This window comes from Klebsiella sp. Q2 (genome assembly GCF_009900705.1).
Classification (GTDB): Bacteria; Pseudomonadota; Gammaproteobacteria; order Enterobacterales; family Enterobacteriaceae; genus Klebsiella; species Klebsiella quasipneumoniae.
The window spans coordinates 185,234-209,498 of sequence record NZ_JAAABE010000005.1 but is presented as its reverse complement, the minus strand read 5'-3'; the positions used below and the strand labels follow the sequence as shown (position 1 = coordinate 209,498).

Genomic DNA, 24,265 nt, shown 5'->3' with positions numbered 1-24,265 from the left:
TTCTGGCGTAAAAATTATCCGCTTTTTGCCGCTTTTTTGCGCATTCCCCTCGTTTGTTACAGATTGAAATGTCCCTGTGGCTGTGGCTATATGGCTTTTCGTTCGCGCAAAAATAAGAAAGATCTATGCAAGCCACAGCCACCACACTCGAAAACACGCAGGAAACCGCCCCGGTCAACTCACGCAATAAAGTCGTTGTCGCCTCGCTCATTGGCACCGCCATTGAGTTTTTCGACTTCTACATTTATGCCACTGCCGCGGTCATCGTCTTCCCGCATATCTTCTTCCCGCAGGGCGATGCCGCCGCGGCCACCCTGCAATCGCTGGCCACCTTCGCCATCGCCTTCGTCGCCCGGCCAATCGGCTCCGCGCTGTTTGGCCACTTCGGCGATCGCGTCGGCCGCAAGGTTACCCTGGTGGCTTCGCTGTTAACCATGGGGATCTCCACCGTGGTGATCGGCCTGCTGCCCGGCTATGAAAGCATTGGCATTGTCGCGCCGATGCTGCTGGCGCTGGCGCGCTTCGGTCAGGGACTTGGCCTCGGAGGGGAATGGGGCGGCGCGGCGCTGCTGGCTACGGAAAACGCCCCGGCGCGCAAGCGCGCCCTGTACGGCTCCTTCCCGCAGCTGGGCGCGCCGATCGGCTTCTTCTTCGCCAACGGCACCTTCCTGCTGCTCTCCTGGCTGTTAACCGATCAGCAGTTTATGGAGTGGGGCTGGCGTGTGCCGTTTATCTTCTCCGCGGTGCTGGTGATCATCGGTCTTTATGTTCGCGTTTCGCTGCATGAGACCCCGGTCTTCGCCAAAGTGGCGGCGGCGAAAAAACAGGTCAAAATCCCGCTGGGTACCCTGTTGACCAAACACGTTCGCGTGACGGTGCTGGGCACCTTCATCATGCTGGCAACCTATACCCTGTTCTACATCATGACCGTCTACTCGATGACCTTCAGCACCGGCGCGGCGCCGAATGGCCTGGGCCTGCCGCGTAACGAAGTGCTGTGGATGCTGATGATGGCAGTGATTGGCTTTGGCGTGATGGTGCCGATCGCCGGCCTGCTGGCGGATGCCTTTGGTCGTCGTAAGAGCATGATTATCATCACCACGATGATTATTTTGTTCGCCCTGTTCGCCTTTAAACCGCTGCTGGGCTCCGGCAATCCGCTGCTGGTCTTCGCCTTCCTGCTGCTGGGCTTAAGCCTGATGGGACTGACCTTTGGCCCGATGGGCGCGCTGCTGCCGGAGCTGTTCCCGACGGAAGTGCGTTACACCGGGGCATCGTTCTCCTATAACGTGTCGTCGATCCTCGGCGCCTCGGTGGCGCCGTACATTGCCGCCTGGCTGCAGGGCAACTATGGCCTCGCGGCGGTCGGCACCTATCTGGCGGCGATGGCGGCGCTGACGCTGATCGCCCTGCTGCTGACCCACGAGACCCGCCACCAGTCGTTATGATCCTTCGCCCTGACGCCGCTGGCGTCAGGGCGCTCTCCTACTTTTTCATCTGCGACAAAATGGTCCGGCACTGGTTGCTATCGCCCTCCGCCGGAGAAACCAGCGCCAGCAGCGCGGCAGCCGGGGTCACCAGGGTGGCCAGCGCCGCCGCTACCGCGCCGCGGACAATCAGCGGCCCGGCCTTCACCCCCGCCTGCGGCGATTTAAAGGTGCCGCGAACATACAGCGGGGAACGCAGGGTGATCACCCGGAAGCCTTTGCTTTCCGGATCGATGGTCAGGTCCAGCTGCTCGGAGGCGAAGCTGGCGGTCCCGGTTACATTGATCAGCGCGTTTTCCGTATCGAAGGCAAAAATCTGCGGCCGGGCGACGCCGTTGGTCACGTCGATATTGGCCGCCGCGCAGTTCACCCGAACCTCCTCATCGCCAAAAATCTGGCCGATCAGGTAGTTGCCAACGTTAAGGCCGAGAATTTCCATCAGGTTGCGACTGATCAGGCCGTCGTTCATCAGCAGCTTCAGGTTGCCGTTGCTGTTGCCGAGCAGGGCCGCCACCGAGTTGCCGCTGCCGCGCAGCTGAACGTCGCCATTCATCTCGCCGAGGGTTTTCTGCATCATCTCGACGTTCGGCATCAGCGCCTTCAGCTTCAGGCGCCGCGCCTGCAGATTGGCCTCACCCTGCAGCGGCTTTTTATCGCCCTGCAGGTGCACGCTGCCGGCAATCGACCCGTTGGCCAGGCCAAAACGCACCGGCTGCAGGCGCAGGTCGCCATCCTCCAGGATCACGTGAGTCGCCAGATCGCTGATCGGCAGCGTGCCGCCGTGCTCGATTCTCCGGCCCTTAAAGCGCACATCGGCATCCATCACCTGCCATTTATCGGTTTCAAAGCGGTCCGCCGGCAACACTTTACCCGCCGGCTGCGGTCGGTCGCCCGCCTGGCGCGCAGCGCCTTTCTTCGTCCCTTTGCCGGAGTCGACGCCGATTAACGGCCCGAGATCCGCCAGCCGCAGCTGCTTCGACTCCATGTCGCCGCTGAGCTTCGGTCGCGGTTTGCCAGTGGTATAGGTCAGGGAGCCATGAATGTCGCTATCGCCGATCCGGCCGTTAAAATCCTGATAGTCAAAGCGCATGCGGTTTTTCTGCTTAAAGTCGGCGCGCAGGTGGCCGTCGGTGGAGAACGACGGCGTCTCCGGCAGCAGCACGCCGGTCAGGTCGTAGAGGTCGCGCAGCGAATCGCCGGCGAATTTCAGCCGCAGGTCAATGCCACCGACGTTGAGCGGGTCGCTGACCGTGCCGCTAAACGCCACCCGCGTATTGCCGGAGCGGAAGTCGCCCTGCAGCGGGAAAGGCGTGCTTGCGCTGCGCAGGGCCAGCATGCCGCCGATTTTACCGTTGCCGCTAACCGGCTGGCCCTTGTAGCGGCCCTTCAGCGACAGGCCAAAGACATAGTCGCCTGGTTTCGCCGCGCTCTGCCGATCCTGCGTGCCGGTGACTTCGCTGAACGGCAGCGGTTTGCCTAGAGGATCGACGAGGATGGTGATATCGCTGCGGGTAACCTTGTCATCGATGGCGATAGTCCCGCGGTCGAAAAGAATATTATCAAGGCGGAAAGACCAGCTGGAGGGGGCGCTGTCCCCCGCGGCACGCCTATCGCCAGCCAGCTGAAAGGTCCAGTTATTGTTGTCTTCCGCCAGGCGGATCAGCCGCACGTCGGGCCGTTCCAGCTTGATCCACGGCAGATACACCGTTTTGCTCAGCAGCGCCAGCGGGGCGAGGGTCGCCTCCACCCGCGGCAGGTGGATCATGGTCACCTGGGGAATGGCCGGCGGATTGCCCAGCACGATATCCTCCGCGTGCACATGGGGCCACGGGATCCAGCTGCGCCAGCCGCGCTCCTCCGGCTGACGCTCCCAGACCACGCCGAGATCGCCGCGGATGGCGAACGGGCGGTTCAGCTCGGCAGACACTTTCTGATTGATCGTCGGCTTCAGCCGGTTCCAGTCAAAGGTGGCCAGCACGATAAAGAAGAGAACGATCAGCAACAGTATCGTTCCTGTGATGATTACCAACGTTTTACGGGTTCTGCTCATCCCTACTCCGCTCCTTTTGCATCACGTCAGTCCTGAATATAGTCAAAAAGCGGCGTTTCTCCTGGAAATGCGCTTTTCGTCACATTACGCGCGTCAGGTCAAAAAAATAATGGAACGATGTTTTAATATGATTGACCAGCAAAACAGCGCAGCGCACACTAGCGCTTATATCGATTCCATTGCAGGTTCTGGCTATGTCTAAAAAAATTGCCGTCATTGGCGAATGCATGATTGAGCTGTCAGAGAAGAACGGGGCCGTTAACCGCGGCTTTGGCGGCGATACCTTAAACACTTCGGTCTATATCGCGCGGCAGACAGATGCCAGCGCGCTGAGCGTCCACTACGTCACCGCGCTGGGAACCGATGCGTTCAGCCAGCAGATGCTCGACAGCTGGCAGCAGGAAAACGTCAACATCGATCTTATCCAGCGGATGGCCGACCGCCTGCCGGGGCTGTATTACATTGAAACCGATGACGCCGGCGAGCGCACCTTCTACTACTGGCGCAACGAGGCGGCGGCAAAATTCTGGCTGGAGAGCGATCGCGCAGCGGCGATTTGCGAAGAGCTGGCCACTTTCGACTATCTCTATCTGAGCGGTATCAGCCTCGCCATTCTCAGCCCGGTCAGTCGTGCAACGTTGTTCACGCTGCTGCGTGAGTGCCGCGCCAACGGCGGCAAGGTGATCTTCGACAACAACTATCGCCCGCGCCTGTGGGCCAGCCAGGCGGAGACGCAGCAGGTTTATCAGGAGATGCTCGCCTGCACCGATATCGCGTTTCTGACCCTCGACGATGAAGACGCGCTGTGGGGCGAAAAACCGGTCGCCGAGGTGATCGCCCGCACCCACGCCGCCGGCGTGGAAGAGGTGGTGGTGAAGCGCGGAGCGGATGCCTGCCTGGTCTCGGTTAGCGGGCAACCGCTGCGGGAAGTGCCGGCCGTCAAGCTGGCCAAAGAGAAGGTGGTGGATACCACCGCCGCCGGCGACTCCTTCAGCGCCGGCTATCTGGCCGTTCGCCTGACCGGCGGCGATGCTGAATCCGCCGCCAGACGCGGACATCTGACCGCCAGCACGGTGATCCAGTATCGCGGGGCGATCATCCCGCGGGAAGCGATGCCGCAATAATCCTCACCTGTAAGCGCTCTCCGGCCGCCGCTGGCGCGCCGGAGAGGCGTCAGGTTACTGCCCCGACGGGATGTCGCTGGCCTCGCTGTGGGCGTCAACCGTATCGGCGCTGCCGCTGGTCGCTGCGGCCGCCGGACTCGCCGGACTCGGCGCCATCAGTTTTTCCCACGTGGCCTGCAGCTCCTTCATGTTGTATTCCGGTTCGCCTTTCGGCTGCTGTAACACCAGCGCCATATCCTGAGAGAGTTGCTGACGCAGGTACTGGTTCAGCATGTCCACCGTCAGGGAGTTGAGGAACTCCTGACGCAGCTTCTGGTACTGCTCCGGCGCGATATCCACCACCTGATTTTGCAAGGAGCGCATGCGCTGGCTCATCAGAATGTCGGTATCGGTGCGCGCATAGGTGGCAAACAGCTTCTGCAGCTCGAGGCTTTTCTGGGCGATAAGCGCGTCAAACTCCTCCTGCGGCAGGCCGTTGTCGCGCACTTTCGCCAATTCGCGCGAAACCACGCTCAGGTTGTTATTCAGGCGCTCGCCCGGCGATTCGATATTGATGGCGCACTGCGCGCGCTGATAGAGCACCCGGCAGTCGAAACCAAGCCCAATATCCTTGACGTTATTTTTGCTCAGGCTCTGCTGCACGTGCCAGAACAGCGCTTCGCGGGCGAGGTCGTCGCGCCAGTAGCGCTGCAGCGCTGCGGAATCGCGGATCGGCTGCCAGGGGGCGTCCCACATGATGGACAGTTTGTCCTGGCGCACGGCGCTGGTCATGATGCTGACCGGCACGGTGGGCAGCGGCGATAAGGTCGGCACCGCCGCCGGCGTTTCCCGCTTACCCTTCAGATCGCCAAAGGTCTTGCTGATTTGCTCAGCGACGCTGCGGCTGTCGACGTTACCCACCACGATCAGCGTCATGGCGTCAGGGGTGTACCATTTTTGATAAAAGTCTTTCAGCTGCGCCACGTCGATCGGCTGCTTCAGCGGCGCGGCGGGATCGTGGCCCAGCATGGTGGAGCCCTTCAGGCGATAGCGCCACCAGCCCTCTTTGGTATCCAGCGGCCAGGTCGCCACCATGTCGTTGCCCTGCAGCGCGTGATTGATCGATTCAGGCGTAATGGTCAGTTTACCGCTGGCGTCCGCCAGCCAGCTCAGCGCCTCTTTCAGCAGATCGTTGCGGTTATTCGGCAGGCTGAGATTAAACATCGTGTAATCGTAGGAGACGATGGCCGGCGGCAGAGGACGCTTCGGGTCAATACTCTGCTGCCACAGCGAGCGCGCCTGCATCGTCGGCAGGCTGCCGCTTTGCGTCAACGCCAGACGGGGAATAAAACGGCTGAAACCGCTCTGCTGAGTGCTTTCGCTCAGCGAGCCAATATTCACGGACAGACGGACTTCGATACGGTCGCTGGGACGCTGCGGCGTGGCCAGCACCTGCCACGACAACCCATTCGCTAAGGTCCCTTGTTGCCAGGCCGGATCAGGCTGGAGCGCTTCTGCCTGCACATAACCGGCCGCCGCTACCATCAGCAAACCGCCCGTTAAGAGTTTAATTGTTGTGCCCTGCATGTGAACCCCTGATGAACATTCCTGGTTACAACAGCATCCCACTGACGGGCTGCCGAAAAAAGTGAGAGTGAAATACGTCGGTTAGACCACACGGAGACGAAAATGTCGCATGACAACGTAAAATAATCATTTCGTGTCATTCCCGCCGGGCGGAAATGACCTCTAATTATGCGCAGGAGCCCGTACTCCAGCAAGGGAGTACGGGCCTAAGAGGAGGATTTAAGAGGATAATTCGTGCGTTTTGTTCGCGGGAACGCGGTTATTCAGCACATCATCCATCTGTTTGGCATCGAGTTCTTTCACCCATTTTGCCACCACCACCGTGGCGACGCCGTTACCGACCAGGTTAGTCAAAGCGCGGGCTTCGGACATAAAGCGGTCGATACCGAGGATCAGCGCCAGGCCAGCGACCGGTAAATGCCCAACCGCCGAGATGGTCGCCGCCAGCACGATGAAGCCGCTGCCGGTCACTCCCGCAGCCCCTTTCGAGGAGAGCAGCAGCACCACCAGCAGGGTGATTTGATGGAAAATATCCATATGGCTGTTGGTCGCCTGGGCGATAAACACCGCCGCCATCGTCAGATAGATAGAGGTGCCGTCGAGGTTAAACGAATAGCCGGTCGGGATCACCAGGCCCACCACCGACTTACGACAGCCGAGCTTCTCCATCTTGTCGAGCATGCGCGGCAGCGCCGATTCGGATGAGGAGGTCCCCAGCACGATCAGCAGCTCTTCACGGATATAGCGGATAAATTTAAAGATGCTGAAGCCGGTGGCCCGGGCGATGCTCCCCAGCACCAGCACCACGAACAGGATACAGGTGATATAGAAGCAGATGATCAGCTGCCCCAGCTGCACCAGGGTGCCGACGCCATATTTACCGATGGTGAAGGCCATGGCCCCGAAGGCGCCGATCGGCGCCAGGCGCATAATCATATTGATGATGCCGAAGATGACCTGCGAGAAACTTTCAATGACGTTGAAAATCAGCTGGCCCTTGCTGCCCAGACGATGCAGGGCAAAGCCAAACAGAACGGCGAACAGCAGAACCTGCAGGATGTTGCCGCTGGCGAAGGCGCCAATGACGCTGCCCGGGATCACATCCAGTAAAAAGGCCACCACCCCCTGGTCTTTCGCCTGCTCAGCGTACACCGCCACCGCTTTCGCATCGAGCGTCGACGGGTCGACGTTCATCCCGGCCCCCGGCTGCACCACGTTGACGATAATCAGACCGATAATCAGCGCGATGGTGCTGACCACTTCGAAATAGAGTAGCGCTACCGCCCCGGTACGGCCAACGGCTTTCATGCTCTCCATCCCGGCGATCCCCGTCACGACGGTACAGAAGATAACCGGAGCAATCACCATTTTAATCAGCTTAACGAAGGCGTCGCCGAAGGGTTTCATTTGCGCGCCCAGTTCCGGGTAAAAATGGCCCAGCAGAATACCGATCGCTATGGCCGTCAGAACCTGGACATAGAGGCTTTTAAAGATAGAGGTTTTCATAGGGTGTCCTTTGGGAATAACCACAGAGCAAGAAGGGATATTTGACGTCTGTGGCTTAAAAATAACACCCTGGAAACATTTCAGAAATAACTAACGCCGAAAGTGCAAAGCAATTGTTAAAATCTTTGAGCTGACTCGCACAAGTCAACAAAACATTTACAAATTTGCATCCTCCCGGACCGGGGAGAGATAGCGCGCGCTGAACGCCTCCTGCGGTAAAGCGCAACCGAACAGATGGCCCTGGAGCACCTCGACGCCGGCGGCTTGCAACCAGCGGTACTGGGCCTCGTTCTCCACCCCTTCCGCCACGATACGTAGCGACAGGCCGCGCGCGAGCTGGATCATCGCCGGCACCATGCTGACATCCTCCGGCAGCATATCGATGAATACCTTATCGATTTTCAGGATATCCACCGGCAGGGCCTTCATCTGCTGCAGCTGGTGCAACCCGGCGTAACCCATGCCAAAATCATCCAGCGCAATACGTACCCCGGCCTCGCGCAGAGGCCGCAACCGCGCCATCACGTCCTGCGGATCGTCCATCCGGCAGCTCTCCGTCACCTCGAGGATTAAGGTACCCGGCGCGATGCGGTAGCGGGCGATCAGCTTCAGCATCTCCTCGCCGCGATCGTGCTCCAGCAGCTGAAGCAGCGAAACATTGACCGACAGCGGCAGCATAATCCCCTGGCTTTGCCAGGCCGCCAGCTGGCGGCAGGCCTCTTCCATCACCCAGTAGCCGACCGGGATAATCAGCCCGCAGGACTCAATGCGCTCAATCAGCGCCGGCGGTAGCGACCAGCTGCCATCCGCCTGCCGCTGACGCAGCAGCACCTCGGCGCCGCAGATCTCGCCGCTGGCGCAGGCCACCTGCGGCTGCAGCCAGATAGCGAACTGCTGGTTGTCGAGGGCGGTCATTATATCGTGCTCTTCCATCAAGCGACGCTGAGCCTTTTCCATCTGCTCGGGATCGAAGAACTCAATCTGGTTTTTACCTTTGCGTCTTGCGGTGACGGCGGCTGACACCGCGCGCCGGTAAAACTGTTCGGCGCTGAGGCCGGGGTGGAACATAACGATCCCGACGCTGGCGTAGGGTCGCAGCTGCAGACCATGCAGCGGCAAACGTTCATTAATAATAGTGAGCACTTGCTTACTTAACGTCACCGCCTGCCAGGATTCGGCGAGGCCATCGGCGAGAATGGCGAAGTCATAGCCGCTCACCTGGGCCAGCACCATCTGCGGCGGGATCGCGGCGCGCAGCTTCTCCACCAGCGTCAGGAGCAGCATTTCGCGCTGGCTCTCCTTGAGCACGCCGGCGGCGTCCTGTAGGGTTTCACAGGCGACGACGATCAGCGCGGCGCTCTGCGGGCGGGCCACCGTCTGCTCCAGCATCGCCAGCAAAAAGGCTTTATTCGGCAGCTCGGAGACCGGGAAGCGGGTCGACTGGATGGACAGCTCATCATGCTGGCGCACCAGGCTCTGCTGGTTGCGGTTATAGCTGCGCACCAGCATGCCGATCTCGTCGTCATGGTGCAGGCGCGGGAGGGTCAGCTGATGCCCAAGACGCTCCTGCTGGGAGAGATCGTTCAGCTCGCGGGCGATACGCCGCAGAGGGCGAACCATCAGCCGGTTGATGCACCAGGTGAGCGCCACCGTCAACATCAGCACCAGAAGTAAGTAAGCAGTCACTAACGTGGCAAGGGCGCTCATGACGAATTTATACATGCGATAGGAATCGGCCTGCAGCACCAGATAGGCCAGCGGCTGCGGGTTGGCCGGCCGCTCCAGCGAATAAATGGGCAGCGAAATCTGCACCGGCAGCTCAAACAGCCGGGTGATGGTCACCGGCACCGACCGCTCGGGGATAAACCGCATCCGTAACGCCTGGAACTGGTTGGGCAAGACCACATCCGCCCGGCTGACGATGCCAGCAGGCTGGATACGGCTTAAAATAGCTTCCGCTTCCGGAATATCGGCTTTCAGAATAGCCGCCGACAGCGGTTCGCGAACGGATCGCGCGATACTTTCTAACTGCGTGGCCGTGGTAAAGCGACTCTGTTGCACAAAGTGAAACAGCAAAATAGTGCAAAAAACCAATACAAAGGCCATGGACACGCTCGCGACCATCGCCATCTGTTTGATTGTAAGTGAACGGCTGACGCGCAACGGTGTTCTCCACTGATACTGAATGCATACCCGGTATCAATCCTTCAATCCCGGTCGTTTCAGGCTGATTATATACTCAAATCCTTCGCCCACGCCCGCGAGGGATGAAGTGACGGGATATTTCCGCGCGGTGACGCAGACGCCGGAGAGACCTCCCCGGCGGCCGACGGTGGGCAACGCCTCACGAGTATACGCGAAGCGCGCCGTGGAGTGGCGCTCTGTGACGTAATTCAGCCTATTCTGCTACCAGTCGGCGTAAGGCACCAGCGGCTGGGGCGGCATATCCAGATCCCCCTGCCAGCCTGCCGCCGAGTAGCGGACGTAAAGCAGCGCATGGCTTGGGGTATAATCCTTCGCCTGCTGAATATCGACCGCGGCGCCAACGAACCAGTTGCTGGTCACCCGCCGCTCCACCAGCGCTCTGGCGGTGTAACCGAATCCCTGGCTGCTGCTGCCCTGCTCCGTCAGTTCGCTGGCGCGCTGCCGGTAGTCGGACGGGATCAGGTTCAGCAGCGGATAGCGGGCCTGCGTTTGGGTACGCGAATGGGACCATGACACCGACCCGCCGAGTTCCCAGGACCAGTTCTCCGTGCGCTGACGCCAGGTCACCGGCACGGCGAAAGAGAGGTACTCCTGCGGGCTGTAATAGCCGCCCTGGCCGAGGGTGTAGCCGCTGAGATCTTTGTCGTAGTGCCAGATCATATTGTTGAGGCCGACGGTGACGCGACGATTATTCTCGTTAATCACCTTGTAGTAGTAGCCGGTCATCCAGCGCACGCGCCAGTTATCCGCCACGTTTTTACCGGTCAACGAGTCGGCCCCCAGCGAGGACCAGATCCCGTGCGCTTCGCCCCGGTCATAGCTGAGGCTCACACCGCCGCCGTCGGCGCGGACACCGCCCCAGGTGGTGCCGGTATGGCTGTTGCTGTCTTTCTGCCCGCCGAAGGAGAGCAGCGAGCTGGAGATGGGCCGCCGGTGGACGTTGACCGTGTACCCCACTGGCCCGACGTCGCTGCTGTAGCTCAGGCCGCCGACCACATCGACGACATTGAAGCCCATCGGCGTGGTGCCGATATCCCCGCTCCAGGTGTCGTTCTGCCAGCCGACCGCCACGCTGGCCCCGCTGTCGGTCTGATTTTTACTGCCGCTGGTGCAGGCGATCTCCCCACAGGTGCCCCAACTGGGCGAGTAGCTCCCGTCACTGTGGGTGGAAAAGCTGCCGGCATCCATATTGACCAGGTCGGTGCGGAAGAACATCCGGCCATCCGCTAGCGGGGCATCCACCTGCAGCATGGTGGTATGCGCCTTCAGATCGGAATAGCCGCCGGTGCCGCTGGATCCCCAGAAGTCATGTTCCAGGGTGACGTTCAGATCCTGCTGGCGATAAAGATCGGCGGCATCGCTGCGGATCCCGCGCTTCAGCCAGTCATCCCGGCTGTCGTTGCGCGTCAGCCGGGTAAAGGTATCGTTATCCTGCGGCTGCGCGGGGGTGATGCCGGAGGCCACCATCGCCTCCCGGTAGTGGGTCAGCGCCTGCTGCGGCTCCCCGTTCCGGGTGGCAAAGCGCGCGGCATCGCGCAGCACCAGCGCGCTCTCCATCGAGGGCGGCTGCGCCTTCGCCTGCGGCACAATCTGGTTAAAAATCCGTTGGGCGTCAGCGGTATCGCCAAGGCCAGCTCGCGCCAGGGCGACCCGCCGCTGCATATTCATGGATTCGGCCTCTGCGCCTTTCAGCTGCATGACCTGCGCCCGGGCGGCCGGTTTATCCCCCTCGGCCAGGTAGACTTCCGCAAGGCCGAGGCGCGCATCGCCGTTGTCGGCTTCCTGACGCAGCACCCGCTGATAGTCGGCAATCGCCGTCTGGTTGTCGCCGCGCTGCTGCGCCCAGTCGGCCAGCGTCAGGTTATAGCGTACCGAGGCCGGCTGCTGTTTGATGAGGGCGATCGCCTGCGCTTCCTCGCCGCTGTCGCGCAATTGGTTCGCCTGGCGCAGCACCCGGTCGCTTTGCAGACGCGCCTCCAGTTCACGGATGTTATCCGTCCACGCGCTGCGCGGCAGGGTGGCGATTTGCGCCAGCGCCAGATCGTCCTGGTCGTTCCCCGACAGGTACAGCCCCGAGGCGTATATCCGTTCAGCATCCTGCGGCTGGCGGTTGACCATCGCCCGCATCAGCGCATCGGCTTGCTGGCGTTCGCCGGCGCTGACCAGATCCCGCGCCAGACGATAGGTGATCCACACGCTGTCCGGATCGAGCGCCAGGCGCCGACGCTGGACTTCCGCCGCCTGCGCCCAGTTGCCCTGGCTCTCCAGGGCCTGCGCCTGTTTCTCCAGCCGGTCGTTGGTCAGGCTGCGCTCGATATCATCAATACTGCGCCGCTGGGCAGCAGGAAGGCCGGCGATCCAGGCGCTGGCTTTCTCGGGCGATTCGGCGCGATAGAGGTTGGCCAGGCCGCGCACCGCCAGGTTATTGCCGCGATCCAGGCGCAACGCCTGCTGATAATAGCGCTCCGCCGCCGCCGACTCTTTGCGCGCCGCCGCGACGTCGCCCAGCCCCAGCACGGCATAGCTGTCGGTCCGATCGACCCGCTGCGCCTGGGCATAATAATTCTGCGCTTGCGCAAGCTTACCGGCCTTCAGGGCGTTATCCCCCTGCTTGATCAGCAGCCAGTAGAGGTTGGTTTGCAGCAGGCTGTCCCATTTGCCGCGATTCGGGCTGTCGGGATCCATGGCGATCGCTTTATTGAGCTGGGCCACCGCCCGCGCGCGGTCGCCGCGCTGGGAATAGGCCTGGCCGAGGGCGCCCACCGCATCGCTGTCGCGGCTGTCGGCCTGAACGGCTTTCTGCAGATCCGCCACCGCCTGCGAGGTATTTCCGGATTTGATCGCCGCCAGCCCTTCCGAGCGGGCGCGGAACGTCGGATCCTGCAGCTGCGCCTGCTGTTGGTCGAGCAGGACGCGGGCGTTCGCCGCCACCGAGCCGGTAGGAAACTGCAGCAGGAATTGCTGCAACGCCTGCACGCTGGCCTTGCTCACCGGCATGCTTTTCACCTCGCTGTACCACATATCGGCGGCGATACCGCGTCCTGAGGCCGAGCGGGCCATTTCCGCCAGATAGGCGAACCCTTCCTGCGGTTTGTTATCGGCAAACATCTGCTTCGCCAGCGCCGTGAGCAGGCTGACGTTGCCCGGCGCGCTGGCGTTCAGTTTTTTCAGCTGGCTGACGCCTTCGCTATGACGGGCCGGCAGGCGCGCCACCAGCGTCCAGTATTCAATCGCGGCATCAACATCATCCGGCACGCCGCCGAACAGCTTTTCGTAGGCGGCGATGGCTTCATCGACCTTCCCGGCCACGCCCAGCAGTCGCGCCTGCTGCAGCGCCTGACGACCCTCGCCGGTGTTGCTTTTCATCTCATTGCGCGACGCCTTCAGCTCCGGGGAGTCCGGCGCCAGCTTCGTCAGTCGCTCCAGCTCTTTTTGTGCCCCGGCGGCATCCCCCTGGCGCAGCAGATAGCGCATCCGCGCGGCAATCAGGTCCGGGTTGTTGGGGTCAATCAGCTCCAGACGGTACAGCGACTGGCGCACCAGGTCTTCACGATTGCTGGCCTCGCCGAGGCGCACCTGCTCCAGCAGATGTTCCTGGGCGGGCGTCGTCGCCGCCTGCGCTAACGGCAGCAGCGCAACGCCGAGGGACAGCGTGAGTAAACTTAGTGAGAGCTTGCGCATTCCTGGTTCCAGTCAGGTTGTAATTCGCCACCCGCAGTGAAACGAAAACGGTGTTGATCCCAACCCTGGCCAAACAGCGTCAGGACCGCGCTGTAGTAGGCATCCGCGCCGGGATAGTTATCGGCGACGCGCTGCCGTTGCACCGACCGGGCCTCGTCGTTCTGTAAAAACGGCAGCATCACCGCGGAAAAGCCCACCGGCCCCTGGCCGCTGGTTTTGCCGGTGGCGATATTCACTTTCTCCGGCGGTACCCCCTGCTCCGCGGTCTGCGCCGCCATCGGCGCAAAGCGGGCCAGCAGACGCGCTTTCTGCTTATCGCCGTCATGAAGCATGCCCACCCACAGGTAGACGCGAATCGCGTCATAGCTGCCGATCGGCGGCTTCTCCGTTTTCAGCTGCCAGCCTTTCCCTTTCTCATAGCGCACCCAGTCCGGGGTAAAGCCTTTCGGTGCGGTCTCCAGCAGCAGACGCAGGTTAGTATCGCGCAGGGCAGGCCACGGCGCGCCAAAACGCACAAAATAGGTGGCCAGCTGCGGTGGAAGATAGCTGGGGTTAAACCGCCAGCCGCTGTCATCGGCAAAACCGACTTTTCCCGGCAGCAGCATCGTGCCAAGGCCCGGCACCGCCACCGTCTCTTCATCGACAATCCGCGCCAGCAGCGCTTTCCCGGTCTCGGTGTACTGCGGCTGCTGCCACAGGCGCCCCGCCTCCAGCAGCGCCCAGGCTATCCACAGATCTGAGTCGGATGCCGAATTGCTGTCCAGCAGCGTCCACTGCTCGTCGTCCTTTTTCCCCCACAGCCAGCCCGGCAGATGCTGCCGCAGGTCGCCCTCCGCCAGGTTGTTCTGTGTCCAGGTCAGCAGCTTGTCGAACCCCGCGCGATCGTTGGCCGCCAGGGCAAAGAACAGGCCATAGCTCTGTCCTTCGGAAGTGGAAATTTTGCGCGCATCGCTGGGGTCGATCACCCGCCCCTCGGGGCTGACGTAGGCTTGCTTAAACTGCTCCCAGGCGGGCCACTGGCAGGCGGCGCTCGCCTGGCCCGCCGCCAGCACCAGCGCGGAGAGCACCGCGCCGCAAAGTACTTTCATCATGGTTTACTCATCATCCAGGCTAAGGCGGCGGCGGCTGATAATGCGCAGCATGCGCCACAGGACCCACGCCAACAGCACGATACTGACCGCGGCGAAGATCGCCAGCAGTATCGGGTGGTTAGAGAGCGCGAACCAGATGCGCTCGAACCAGGGCAGATGGCCGACATAGTAAACATCGCCCACCCGCAGGCTGTTGACGCCGGATTCGCGGATCACCGCCACCGAGCCAAACATCGCCGCCCGCTTACCACTGTCGTTGAGGGCGTTGGTTAGCAGTTCATTACCGCGCGGGCTGTCGGCCAGCAGGGCCACCACGCTGCGCTGATCGTTGTAGGGCGACTGGAAGCCAATCACCGCCGCCATCGGTCCGGAAGAAGTGATGTCGGTGCGGGTGTTGGGCGTGCGGGCCTCGTCATCGGGATAAATGCTCGCCAGGTCGTAATGACGCATCGGCATTTTCACCCAGCTTTTGGTCGCCTCGACCAGCAGGTTGATTTTGGTATCGTCCTTGAGGGACGAGGGGATCGCGCCGATCAGCAGCAGATCCGCATCTTTATTCTTGATCTGGTTGCCATCGTCAGTCATTTGCAGATTAATCGCCGCCAGGCCGGTCTGCGAACCGATGCCGCCCAGCGCCTGCAGCAGCGTCGCCACCTGGCCCTGGGTCGGCGCCTTCGGCACCACCACCAGGGTGTCGGCGAGGTCCGCCATACGGCTGTAAGGGAAGCCAGCATTGGCGAAGACGCGCAGGTCCGGTAGAGCAATAAAGTGATAATACTTCGAGAAGTCGATGGTCGAATCGTCGCCGATCACCACATGGTTCTGCACCGGCTGGAAGGTAATACAGTTGTCGATAGAGCCGCCGGGCATCGGGTTCATGTACTGGAAGTCAAAGCGCAGCTGGTTCACCGCCCCAAGACGCAGCGCGGGTATGGTAACCTCCGATTTGCCGTCCAGCAGCCCCTGCAGCACCGGCAGGCGCAGGATCAGTTTGTTCACGTCCTGCGAGCTGTTAAGGCTGAACGACTGCAGGAACTGGTCGTTAAGGCTGATATCCATCCGCGAGCTATCCTTCACCGGCGGCATGGTATAGCGATATTTCAGATCCATATCGATGCCGTTGGCCCGCAGCAGATAGAGATCCGGCGGCAGGTTAAGCGCCACGGTGATGGCATCCGGCACCAGCCCGCTGGACTGCAGCTGTTGCTCATAGGTTTTCAGCTCAGCAAAGGTGACCGAGCGGTCGGTGCGCACCCAGTTTGGCGCATCGTATGGCTGCCGCGGCTGCAGGGTTTTGATGCCGTCCACGGTGACGCTGCTGCCGCGGAACAGAATATTGCCCTGGGCAATCCCCTTCGCCGCCAGCAGCAGGTCTTTATCATCGCGGCCGAAAATAACCAGCAGCTTGACGTAAGGATCGTTCGGGTTGTCGATCATTTCGATGGTCGGCGCGTTGACCGGCGGATGATCGCGCAGGAAATCCGGACGCTTGTCGTTGGTGGCGAAGACAATGGCGTTACGATCCGGCAGTTCGTTGAAATAGACCGGGAACTGCTGGCCGCGCCAGCCGGCCTTGCTGCCGAACCATGAAGCGATAATCGCCGCCGCCTGCTGCTGGGCCACCGCCGGCGAGCCCGGGAAAATCATCGGCAGCGTCAGCGGGCGGTTGTCGCGCGGATCGTAGAACGGTACCGGGAAGTGCGACAGATCGTTATGCACCTTCAGCGACTGGTAGGTGAGATCCAGATAGCTTTCGCGCCCGACGTCCAGCCATAGCGTGCTGCTGGCCGGGTTTTCGCAGACATCGCGGTAGTGGCCGACAAACTCCAGCCGTATACGGTTGAAGTCGGTGATATACAGCGGGTCAATCGGCAGCTGTGCGCGGATCTTTTTCCCCAGCTGCTCTTTGGTGACGGGCAGGACGCCCATCAGCTCATCGTTGAGATAGACTTTCAGCTGCGACTGCACGGGCAGCAGCGAGGGCGACGGGGTGTATTCCAGATTGAGCAGCGCGTTAGCGACCAGCTCATCGCTACGCATGCCGAATTCAACCGAGGCGTCAGGCCGTGAGCCGCGCAGCACAATGCTGCCCGGAGGCGGCGCGATGGTGGCAAAGGTCAGCTTCACCTCCCGCTGCGGGACGTTCTCGGCGACCACCGCCGGAGCGGTCGGTTCGGCGAGGGTTGCCGTCGGCTCGCCTGTCGTCACCGGCGCGAGCGGGGAGGCCGCCTGCGGCTGAACGCCAGGGGCCGGATTCACCACGGTGGCCGGCGCCGCGTAAGAGGCCAGCGGATACCAGCTGCACATGCCCACCGCTACTGCACACATCCAGGAAAGTTTTCTTTTCATCGCATTATCATCATTGTTGAGCCATTGCCGGGTCTGCGGAGAGCGTCGGCGCGGCGCGTTCAGGGCGTCGGGGTACAAACGACACTATCCATGCCACCAGCGAGGTGAGCGCGCGGAAAACCACCTTCACCGACGGCGGCGAAAACTCCGCCAGGTGACGATAGCCACGGAACCCCAGCTTGAGGATATCCAGCAGGCTTTCCATCGGCTTGTCTTCCGGGAAGCTATCCTGCCAAAGCGCCCACGTATCGGCGCGGGCAAACGTACACTGCACAAAATCGATATGCTGCTGGTTGGTCAACGGCAGCAGCTGCAATCCCACTTCGCTGCCGTTGACCCGCGCGACCCGCACCGGGAAGGCATACTCCTGCTGTCCCCGTTTGAGCAGCAGCCTGGCGTTCTGCCCCTCCAACACCTGAGCGTCGCCGTGAATTTTGATCCCCAGCCCACCGTCGGAATAGTCGTGAACGGTGCAGGAGAACAGATGGCCATCTTCGCGGGCAATTGCCGCCGGCATGCTCATTTCGACACGATGCGACCGGCGGACCTGCTTGCTTTCGACCGAGACCGCCACCGCGCCGCCAAGAATAATCAGGTTGTAGAACACCCAGACAATACTCACCCAGACGGTGAGAATTTCGTTTTCCGGGCCGTACATAAAGCGCCAGATCCCCACCGCGACGCCGACCAGGTTGAGCAGCACGAGGTAGATATAGGGCCGGGAAATCACCCAGTCGACATACTCCTCTTCCACCAGTCCGCCCTTCGCGGTGACGTTGAATTTGCCTTTATGCGGATTAATCAGCGCCACAAAGGTGGGCGGCGCGATATACCAGGCGAGCACCGTCTCGTAGATTTCACTCCAGAACGAATGGCGATATTTGCCCTGAATCTTCGAGTTGGTCAGGCTGGCGTGGATCATATGCGGCAACACGAATAGCGCGATCATCAGCGCTGGCGCATAAATGATATAGGCATGGAGCAGCAAAAAGGCCAGCGGCGCCGTGAGGAAGATGAGGCGCGGAATACCGGAGAGAAAGTGAAGCATGGCGTTGGCGTAGCAGACACGCTGTACCAGCTTCAGGCCTTTGCCAAACAGCGGATTATCGAGGCGGAATATCTGCACCATCCCGCGCGCCCAGCGGATGCGCTGGCCGATATGCGCGGATAAACTCTCCGTCGCCAACCCCGCCGCCTGCGGAATACGCATATAGGCGGAGGTGTAACCCCGCCGGTGCAGGCGCAGCGAGGTGTGAGCATCTTCGGTCACCGTTTCGACGGCGATTCCGCCGATCTCATCCAGCGGGCCACGGCGAATCACGGCGCAGGAGCCGCAGAAGAAGGTGGCGTCCCACATATCGTTCCCGTCCTGCACCAGGCCGTAGAATAGCGTCCCTTCGTTCGGCGTTTTGCGAAAACGACCAAGGTTGCGCTCGAAGGGATCGGGCGAGAAGAAGTGGTGCGGGGTCTGCATCATCGCCAGCTCTTTCTCTTTCAGGAACCAGCCCATGGTCATCTGCAGAAACGAGCGCGTCGGCACATGGTCGCAGTCAAAGATCGAGACGAACTCCCCTTTGGCGTATTTCAGCGCATTGTTGATGTTGCCGGCTTTGGCGTGCTCATGGCTGGTACGGGCGATATAGTGCACCCCGACATCTTTGGCAAACTGGCGAAACGCTTCCCGTCCGCCGTCGTCGAGGATCCAGATGTTCAGCTTGTCCTTCGGCCAGTCGATGCCCTGCGAGGCGTAGATGGTGTTTTTCACCACGTTGAGATCTTCGTTGTAGGTGGGGACGAAGATGTCCACCGTCGGCCACAGATCCATGTCCTCCGGCAGCGGCACCGGTTGGCGGTTCAACGGCCAGACCACCTGGAAGTAGCCCAGCACCAGCACCACCCAGGCGTAGGTCTCAGCGAACAGCAAAATAATCCCGCACACCAGGCTTACCGGGTCGTTCCAGTTCAGCGTCGAGGTATAGCGCCACCAGATATAGCGGCACGAGACCGTCAGCGACAGCACGATCAGCATCAGCGCCGAGAAGCGGCCGGGGATGCGCCGCACCAGCAGCGCCACGCCCCACAGCAGCATCAGGAAGATAAACTGCGACAGCGGGTTAAAAGGCTGCGTAATACACATCAGCGCCAGCACCAGCGAGCAGCAGGTCACCCCCCCAAGGATCGCCCGGCGCAGTTTGGGATTGAGGTGCGCCAGCTCTTTCTGTTTATCCAGATGACCGGTGCGGGCGTTGACCTGCTCAGGCAATTTTTCCAGCCACTGCGTATAGCGACCGTGCACCCCTTCCAGCGCCGCCAGCGAACGCCAGTTGACCTTTTTCTCCGGCTCCGGCACGCGCGTTGTCAGTAACCACAGGGATTGCAGCAGGTAGCGCAGCGGATCCAGCGGACGTGGCCGATGCGGATTAATATGGGGGAAATAGGTGTCATGGTGCGCCAGAATCGCCTGCCAGCGCGGCGTCTCCAGCGGCATTAGCGCCCAGACCAGCGATGCCCACAGGCAGCCAAGCGACGCCGACAGCCAGGAGGCTCCATGCTGCCGGTAGTCGTCATAGCGCGCGCGCAGCCGCTCCCCCACCGGCGGGGTCAGCAGCAGCGTGCTGAGGCGGATCATGCCGGCCTCCCGCCGGCATAGTGGATCAGGCACCAGTTCGCCAGGGTCAGTACCTCTTCCGCCGCCAGAGAGTCCTGGCGATACTCCCCAAGGGGCTGCTTCGCCGCCAGGCACTCGGCCATCGCCTCGTCGCGATGAATGGTCACCGGCAGGATGCGCGGCTGGCTCTCGAGCCACAGCTGGTAGAGATCTTCCTGCAGCTGGCTGCCGACCCGCAGATCGTTAATCAGAATATCGCTGTTGGCCGGAAAGGGCTGCTGGTGCAAACGGATATGGCTGTTGGCGTCGGGATGGACCACCACCAGCGAGCGGTCGCAGAGCGTCAGCAGCTCGCGGGTCAACGGCGAATAGCCCGCCGGCAGATCCAGCAGTAGCCAGCGGTACTGCCCCTGCAGCTGCAGTACGGCCTCCGTCATCGCCCCCAGGGTGGGCTGCAGCTGGTCGACGTTTTCTCTTTCGCCCGCGCTGAGCTGGCCAAACGGCAGCAGATCGATATGCTGCGTATAGCGCAGACCCGCGTCGCGCCAGTCCCGGCCATCGAGCAGCGCCCGCGCCCAGCCGTCCTGATGATGGATGTCGGTATTGAAGAAAAAACGCAGCATATTATCCGGGCTGGCGTCGATCGCCAGCACCGTTTCACCGAGCAATTGCAGCGCCCAGGCGAGTGCAGCCGTAATGGACGTGACGCCAGTCCCCCCTCGCACGCCCTGTAATCCCAGAATAGCCATCTCCGGCTTCCTTATTTTTTCTCTGCAAACTCTGCCAGCAGCGGCCAGCGCTTCAGCGCCGCGTTCAGCTGTTCGCGCCTGGAAATATCATGATAATCAATATCCGGCAGGGAAAATGCCCGGCTAAGCGCCAGAAAATCATTTTGAAAGGTGTACCCCAGCGTGGCGTCCGTGGGTACCGCAGGATCTTTTGCTGGCATATCTCTGTCCGTTCGAAATTTATTATTAAACCAGAGGACGTATACAGCGCATCCTTAAAAAGCAGGTGTACATGCTAAAACTGATGACCTTTAATTTCAATGTTAGGTTTACTCTGTCAGTTTCGCTAGTAAACTTATCCAGTGTGAATCAGGGCGCACGAGGGATGCCGTGGATAGTGTATTTACTTTGGGTATTTCATCATTATGGGATGAAGTGTGCCATATGCCGGTCGGCGGGGTATGGTGGCTCAACGTTGACCGTTATGCCGATGCCGTCAGTCTATTTAATCAGACGCTGGCCACGCAGGCGAAAAACAGCAAGGTTGCCGCGCTGGTGATGGGGAATAAACCAAATGATATCATTTCATTAGAACACATTCACGGCCCGGATAATATTGCACTGTTTACCCTGCCGAATCGTCCGGAGGCGCTGGAAGAAATACATCGCGACTTGGTCTGCTCCCTCGAACCTGGCAATTATTTATTTATTCTGCTATGTGCTGAAAATGCCTGGCAAAATATAAATAACGAAAAGTTATGCGCCTGGGTGGAAAAGACCAGCCGCTGGGCGCAATATCATCGCTGCGCATTCTTAGCGATCAATTCCGCGCAGGATATTGATCGGCAGCTCACGCCTTTATTACGCGCGTACCGCTCCCTTTCCGGTCTGGCAAGTATTCGCTACCAGGGCGATCGCCATCTTTTTGATATTGCCTGGTGGGGAAGCGATAAAGGCATCAGCGCCCAGCAGCAGCTGATGGTGCAACATGATGACGCCGGCTGGCGATTAGCGCAGGATGCTGAAACCAGCGTGCAGCCGCGCAGCGATGAAAAAGCGATCCTCAGCAATGTGCGCGTGCTGGAAGGTGCCCCGCCGCTGTCGGAATACTGGACGCTGTTTGACACCAACGACGAGGTCTTCAACGCCGGGCGCACTGCGCAGGCGGCGACGATCCTCTTCTCCATTACCCAGAACACGCAAATTGAACAGCTGGGACGCTATATTCATACCCTGCGCCGTCAGCGCGGCACGGCGCTGAAAATTATTGTCCGCGAACAAACCCCCAGCCTGCGCGCGACTGATGAGCGGCTGCTGCTCAGCAGCGGCGCCAGCCTGGTGATCCCTAACAGCGCGTCGCTTTCCCGCTGCCTGACGCTGATTGAAAGCGTTCAGAACCAAAAGTTCTCCCGCCATATCCCGGAAGATTTTGCCACCCTGCTGACCTGGAGCCAGCCGTTAAAGCTGCGGGGCTATCAGAAATGGGACGCCTTTTGCGAAGCGGTGCATAACGTGATGACCAATACCCTGCTGCCGGCCGACAGCAAAGGCGTGATGGTGGCCCTGCGCCCGGCGCCGGGGCTGCGCGTTGAGCAGGCGCTGACGTTATGCAAACCCAACCGGATGGGCGACATCATGACCATCGGCAATAACCGGCTGGTGCTGTTCTTGTCGTTTTGCCGGATCAATGACCTCGATACCGCGCTAAACCACATTTTCCCGCTGCCGACCGGCGATATTTTTTCTAACCGCATGGTGTGGTTTGAAGACAAGCAAATCCTCTCGGAAATCGTAATCATGCGCGGCGTCGAGCCGGCGCGCTGGAACACACCGCTGCCTCTCACGGTCGGTAAAAACGAGACCATCAACGCCACCCATGATGGACGCCACTGGCGACGCTACCCCGAACCACACCGGTTAACCACCCGTGAGGAGCAAGTCTGATGATGTCTATCGCCGATATTCTGCAACTGGTGGTGCTCTGCGCCCTGCTGTTTTTTCCGCTGGGCTACCTGACGCGCCACTATCAGCGCCGGATCCGCACGACGTTAAGACTGATGTTCTTTAAACCCCGTTACGTGAAACCGGCAGGGGTATTACGCCGGGGAACAACGGTTAAGCAAGGCAAAGCGAACAAATGACAAATAAAAAAACGACCGCGGCACCGCTTCCGCTCTGGCAGTACTGGCGCGGCCTTGGCGGCTGGAACTTCTACTTTCTGGTCAAGTTTGCCCTGCTGTGGGCCGGGTATCTCAATTTTCACCCGATGCTTAACCTGGTGTTTCTCGCCTTTCTGCTGGTGCCAATCCCGCGCGAAAAGCTGCACCGCATCCGCCACTGGATCGCCATTCCGCTGGGATTCGCGCTGTTCTGGCACGATACCTGGCTGCCCGGGCCAGAGTCGATTTTTAGCCAGGGATCGCAAATCGCCGGCTTCAGCGCCAGCTATATCTGGGATCTGATTGTCCGCTTTATCAACTGGAGCATGGTCGGCGCCTTCTTTGTTTTACTGGTGCTGTGGCTGTTTATCAGCCAGTGGCTGCGCGTTACCGTGTTTGTCTCCGCGATGGTCGTCTGGCAGGCGGTCAGTCCGCTGCTGCCGGCCTTTACCATTTGGCCTGCCGGTCAGCCCACCACTGCCGCCGCCACCGCGCCGGCCAACGTCGGGACCAACGCCGCCGCTGGCGCCGCGTCCAGCCCGGCCAGCAGCGATATTCCGCCGCAGACCGAACCGCCGACCTCGGCCAACCTCACCAACTGGCTGAACGGTTTCTATGCCGCCGAGCAGAAGCGCAAGACACCGTTCCCGGACCAGCTGCCGGCGGATGCGCAGCCGTTTGACCTGCTGGTGATCAATATCTGCTCGCTCTCCTGGTCGGATATTGAAGCCGCCGGGCTGATTGACCACCCGCTGTGGAAGCATTTCGATATCGTCTTCAAAAACTTTAACTCAGCGACCTCCTACAGCGGACCAGCGGCGGTGCGTCTGCTGCGCGCCAGCTGCGGCCAGCTGTCGCATACCAACCTGTATCAGCCATCCGGCGCCGATTGCTACCTGTTTGAAAACCTGGCGAAACTCGGCTTCAACCAGCAGTTGATGCTCGGCCACAACGGCCTGTTCGGCGACTTCCTAAAAGAGCTGCGTTCGCTGGGCGGCATGCAGAGCCCGCTGATGGACCAGAGCGGTCTGCCGGTCAGCCTGCAGGCATTTGATGGTTCGCCAGTGTATGAGGATCTCGCGGTTCTCAACCGCTGGCTGAAGACCGAAGAGGCCAGCAGCAATCCGCGGAGCGCCACGTTCTATAACACCCTGCCGCTGCATGACGGCAATCACTTCCCGGGGCAAAGCAAAACCGCGGACTACAAAGTGCGGGCGCAGAAGCTGTTTGACGACCTGGATAACTTCTTCACCGAACTGGAAAAATCGGGGCGTAAGGTGATGGTGGTGGTGGTGCCGGAACACGGCGGCGCGCTGAAGGGCGATAAGATGCAGGTGTCTGGCCTGCGGGATATCCCGAGCCCGTCGATCACTAACGTCCCGACGGCGGTGAAATTCTTCGGCATGAAGGCGCCGCATGAAGGCGCGCCAATTATCATCGATCAGCCCAGCAGCTACCTGGCGGTGTCGGAGCTGGTGGTGCGCGCCCTCGACGGCAAAATGTTCAGCGAAGACAGCGTCAACTGGCAGCAGTATGTCGCCAACCTGCCGCAGAGCGCGGCGGTGTCCGAAAACGCCAACGCCATCGTTATCCAGTATCAGGGCAAGCCTTATGTCCAGCTGAATGGCGGCAGTTGGGTGCCTTATCCGCAATAAGCGACAAGGCCGCCTATTCTGGCGGCCTTACATCGTGAGACGTTCCTGCTCTTTTC

Annotated in this window: 15 protein-coding genes; 5 read left to right on the top strand and 10 right to left on the bottom strand. The window is 60.7% G+C overall.

All coding sequences use genetic code 11. The annotated features are described in order from the left end of the window. The first annotated feature begins 125 nt into the window (after positions 1-125). On the top strand, positions 126-1,448 hold the full coding sequence (locus GT756_RS19860) for an MFS transporter (protein WP_017900001.1): 1,323 nt from the start codon (positions 126-128) through the stop codon (positions 1,446-1,448). Between the two features lie 37 nt (positions 1,449-1,485). On the opposite strand, the gene GT756_RS19855 is transcribed toward GT756_RS19860, so the two are convergent. Beyond that, positions 1,486-3,537: an AsmA family protein gene (locus GT756_RS19855; protein ID WP_160125021.1), complete on the bottom strand. Its 2,052-nt coding sequence runs from the start codon at positions 3,535-3,537 to the stop codon at positions 1,486-1,488. A gap of 194 nt (positions 3,538-3,731) precedes the next feature. Between GT756_RS19855 and GT756_RS19845 the strand changes: the two genes are divergently transcribed. After that, positions 3,732-4,661: a sugar kinase gene (locus GT756_RS19845; protein ID WP_004204963.1), complete on the top strand. Its 930-nt coding sequence runs from the start codon at positions 3,732-3,734 to the stop codon at positions 4,659-4,661. A gap of 54 nt (positions 4,662-4,715) precedes the next feature. Here GT756_RS19845 and GT756_RS19840 read toward each other — a convergent pair whose 3' ends face one another. The 9 genes from GT756_RS19840 to bcsR all read right to left on the bottom strand — a co-directional run bounded on the left by GT756_RS19840 (position 4,716) and on the right by bcsR (position 20,616). Beyond that, positions 4,716-6,227: a pitrilysin family protein gene (locus tag GT756_RS19840; protein WP_160125020.1), complete on the bottom strand. Its 1,512-nt coding sequence runs from the start codon at positions 6,225-6,227 to the stop codon at positions 4,716-4,718. A gap of 219 nt (positions 6,228-6,446) precedes the next feature. Next, complete coding sequence (locus GT756_RS19835; protein ID WP_004204966.1) at positions 6,447-7,733, bottom strand: dicarboxylate/amino acid:cation symporter; 1,287 nt, start codon at positions 7,731-7,733, stop codon at positions 6,447-6,449. A gap of 156 nt (positions 7,734-7,889) precedes the next feature. Further along, positions 7,890-9,896, bottom strand: a complete 2,007-nt coding sequence (gene hmsP, locus GT756_RS19830) for a biofilm formation regulator HmsP (protein ID WP_216846594.1) — start codon at positions 9,894-9,896, stop codon at positions 7,890-7,892. 243 nt (positions 9,897-10,139) lie between these two features. Further along, complete coding sequence (bcsC, locus tag GT756_RS19825; RefSeq protein WP_160125019.1) at positions 10,140-13,619, bottom strand: cellulose synthase complex outer membrane protein BcsC; 3,480 nt, start codon at positions 13,617-13,619, stop codon at positions 10,140-10,142. Next, positions 13,601-14,710 carry a cellulose synthase complex periplasmic endoglucanase BcsZ gene (bcsZ, locus tag GT756_RS19820; RefSeq protein WP_017900006.1) on the bottom strand — a complete coding sequence of 370 codons (1,110 nt, stop codon included), beginning with the start codon at positions 14,708-14,710 and terminating at the stop codon, positions 13,601-13,603. The genes bcsC and bcsZ overlap by 19 nt, the downstream gene beginning before the upstream one ends. Positions 14,711-14,713: 3 nt before the next feature. Then, a complete protein-coding gene (gene bcsB, locus GT756_RS19815; RefSeq protein ID WP_032426090.1) occupies positions 14,714-17,059 on the bottom strand; it encodes a cellulose biosynthesis cyclic di-GMP-binding regulatory protein BcsB in 2,346 nt (781 codons plus the stop codon). Positions 17,060-17,069: 10 nt separating this feature from the next. Further along, entirely contained in the window at positions 17,070-19,688 is a 2,619-nt protein-coding gene (gene bcsA / locus GT756_RS19810) for a UDP-forming cellulose synthase catalytic subunit (RefSeq protein WP_148390289.1), read from the bottom strand. Next, positions 19,685-20,416 carry a cellulose biosynthesis protein BcsQ gene (gene bcsQ, locus GT756_RS19805; RefSeq protein ID WP_004204974.1) on the bottom strand — a complete coding sequence of 244 codons (732 nt, stop codon included), beginning with the start codon at positions 20,414-20,416 and terminating at the stop codon, positions 19,685-19,687. The genes bcsA and bcsQ overlap by 4 nt, the downstream gene beginning before the upstream one ends. Positions 20,417-20,427: 11 nt before the next feature. After that, positions 20,428-20,616 (bottom strand): cellulose biosynthesis protein BcsR, encoded by a 189-nt coding sequence (gene bcsR, locus GT756_RS19800; RefSeq protein WP_002921513.1) that lies wholly within the window; start codon positions 20,614-20,616, stop codon positions 20,428-20,430. Positions 20,617-20,785: 169 nt separating this feature from the next. Between bcsR and bcsE the strand changes: the two genes are divergently transcribed. Genes bcsE through bcsG form a run of 3 tightly spaced genes read left to right on the top strand, consistent with a single transcriptional unit; the run spans position 20,786 to position 24,209 of the window. Further along, the gene (gene bcsE / locus GT756_RS19795) at positions 20,786-22,339 is read left to right on the top strand and encodes a cellulose biosynthesis protein BcsE (RefSeq protein ID WP_048295701.1); all 1,554 of its coding nucleotides are present in this window, start codon (positions 20,786-20,788) and stop codon (positions 22,337-22,339) included. Beyond that, positions 22,339-22,536 carry a cellulose biosynthesis protein BcsF gene (gene bcsF / locus GT756_RS19790; protein WP_004204976.1) on the top strand — a complete coding sequence of 66 codons (198 nt, stop codon included), beginning with the start codon at positions 22,339-22,341 and terminating at the stop codon, positions 22,534-22,536. Before bcsE ends, bcsF begins: the two co-directional genes overlap by 1 nt. Beyond that, positions 22,533-24,209: a cellulose biosynthesis protein BcsG gene (gene bcsG / locus GT756_RS19785; protein WP_160125018.1), complete on the top strand. Its 1,677-nt coding sequence runs from the start codon at positions 22,533-22,535 to the stop codon at positions 24,207-24,209. Before bcsF ends, bcsG begins: the two co-directional genes overlap by 4 nt. Positions 24,210-24,265 lie beyond the last annotated feature (56 nt).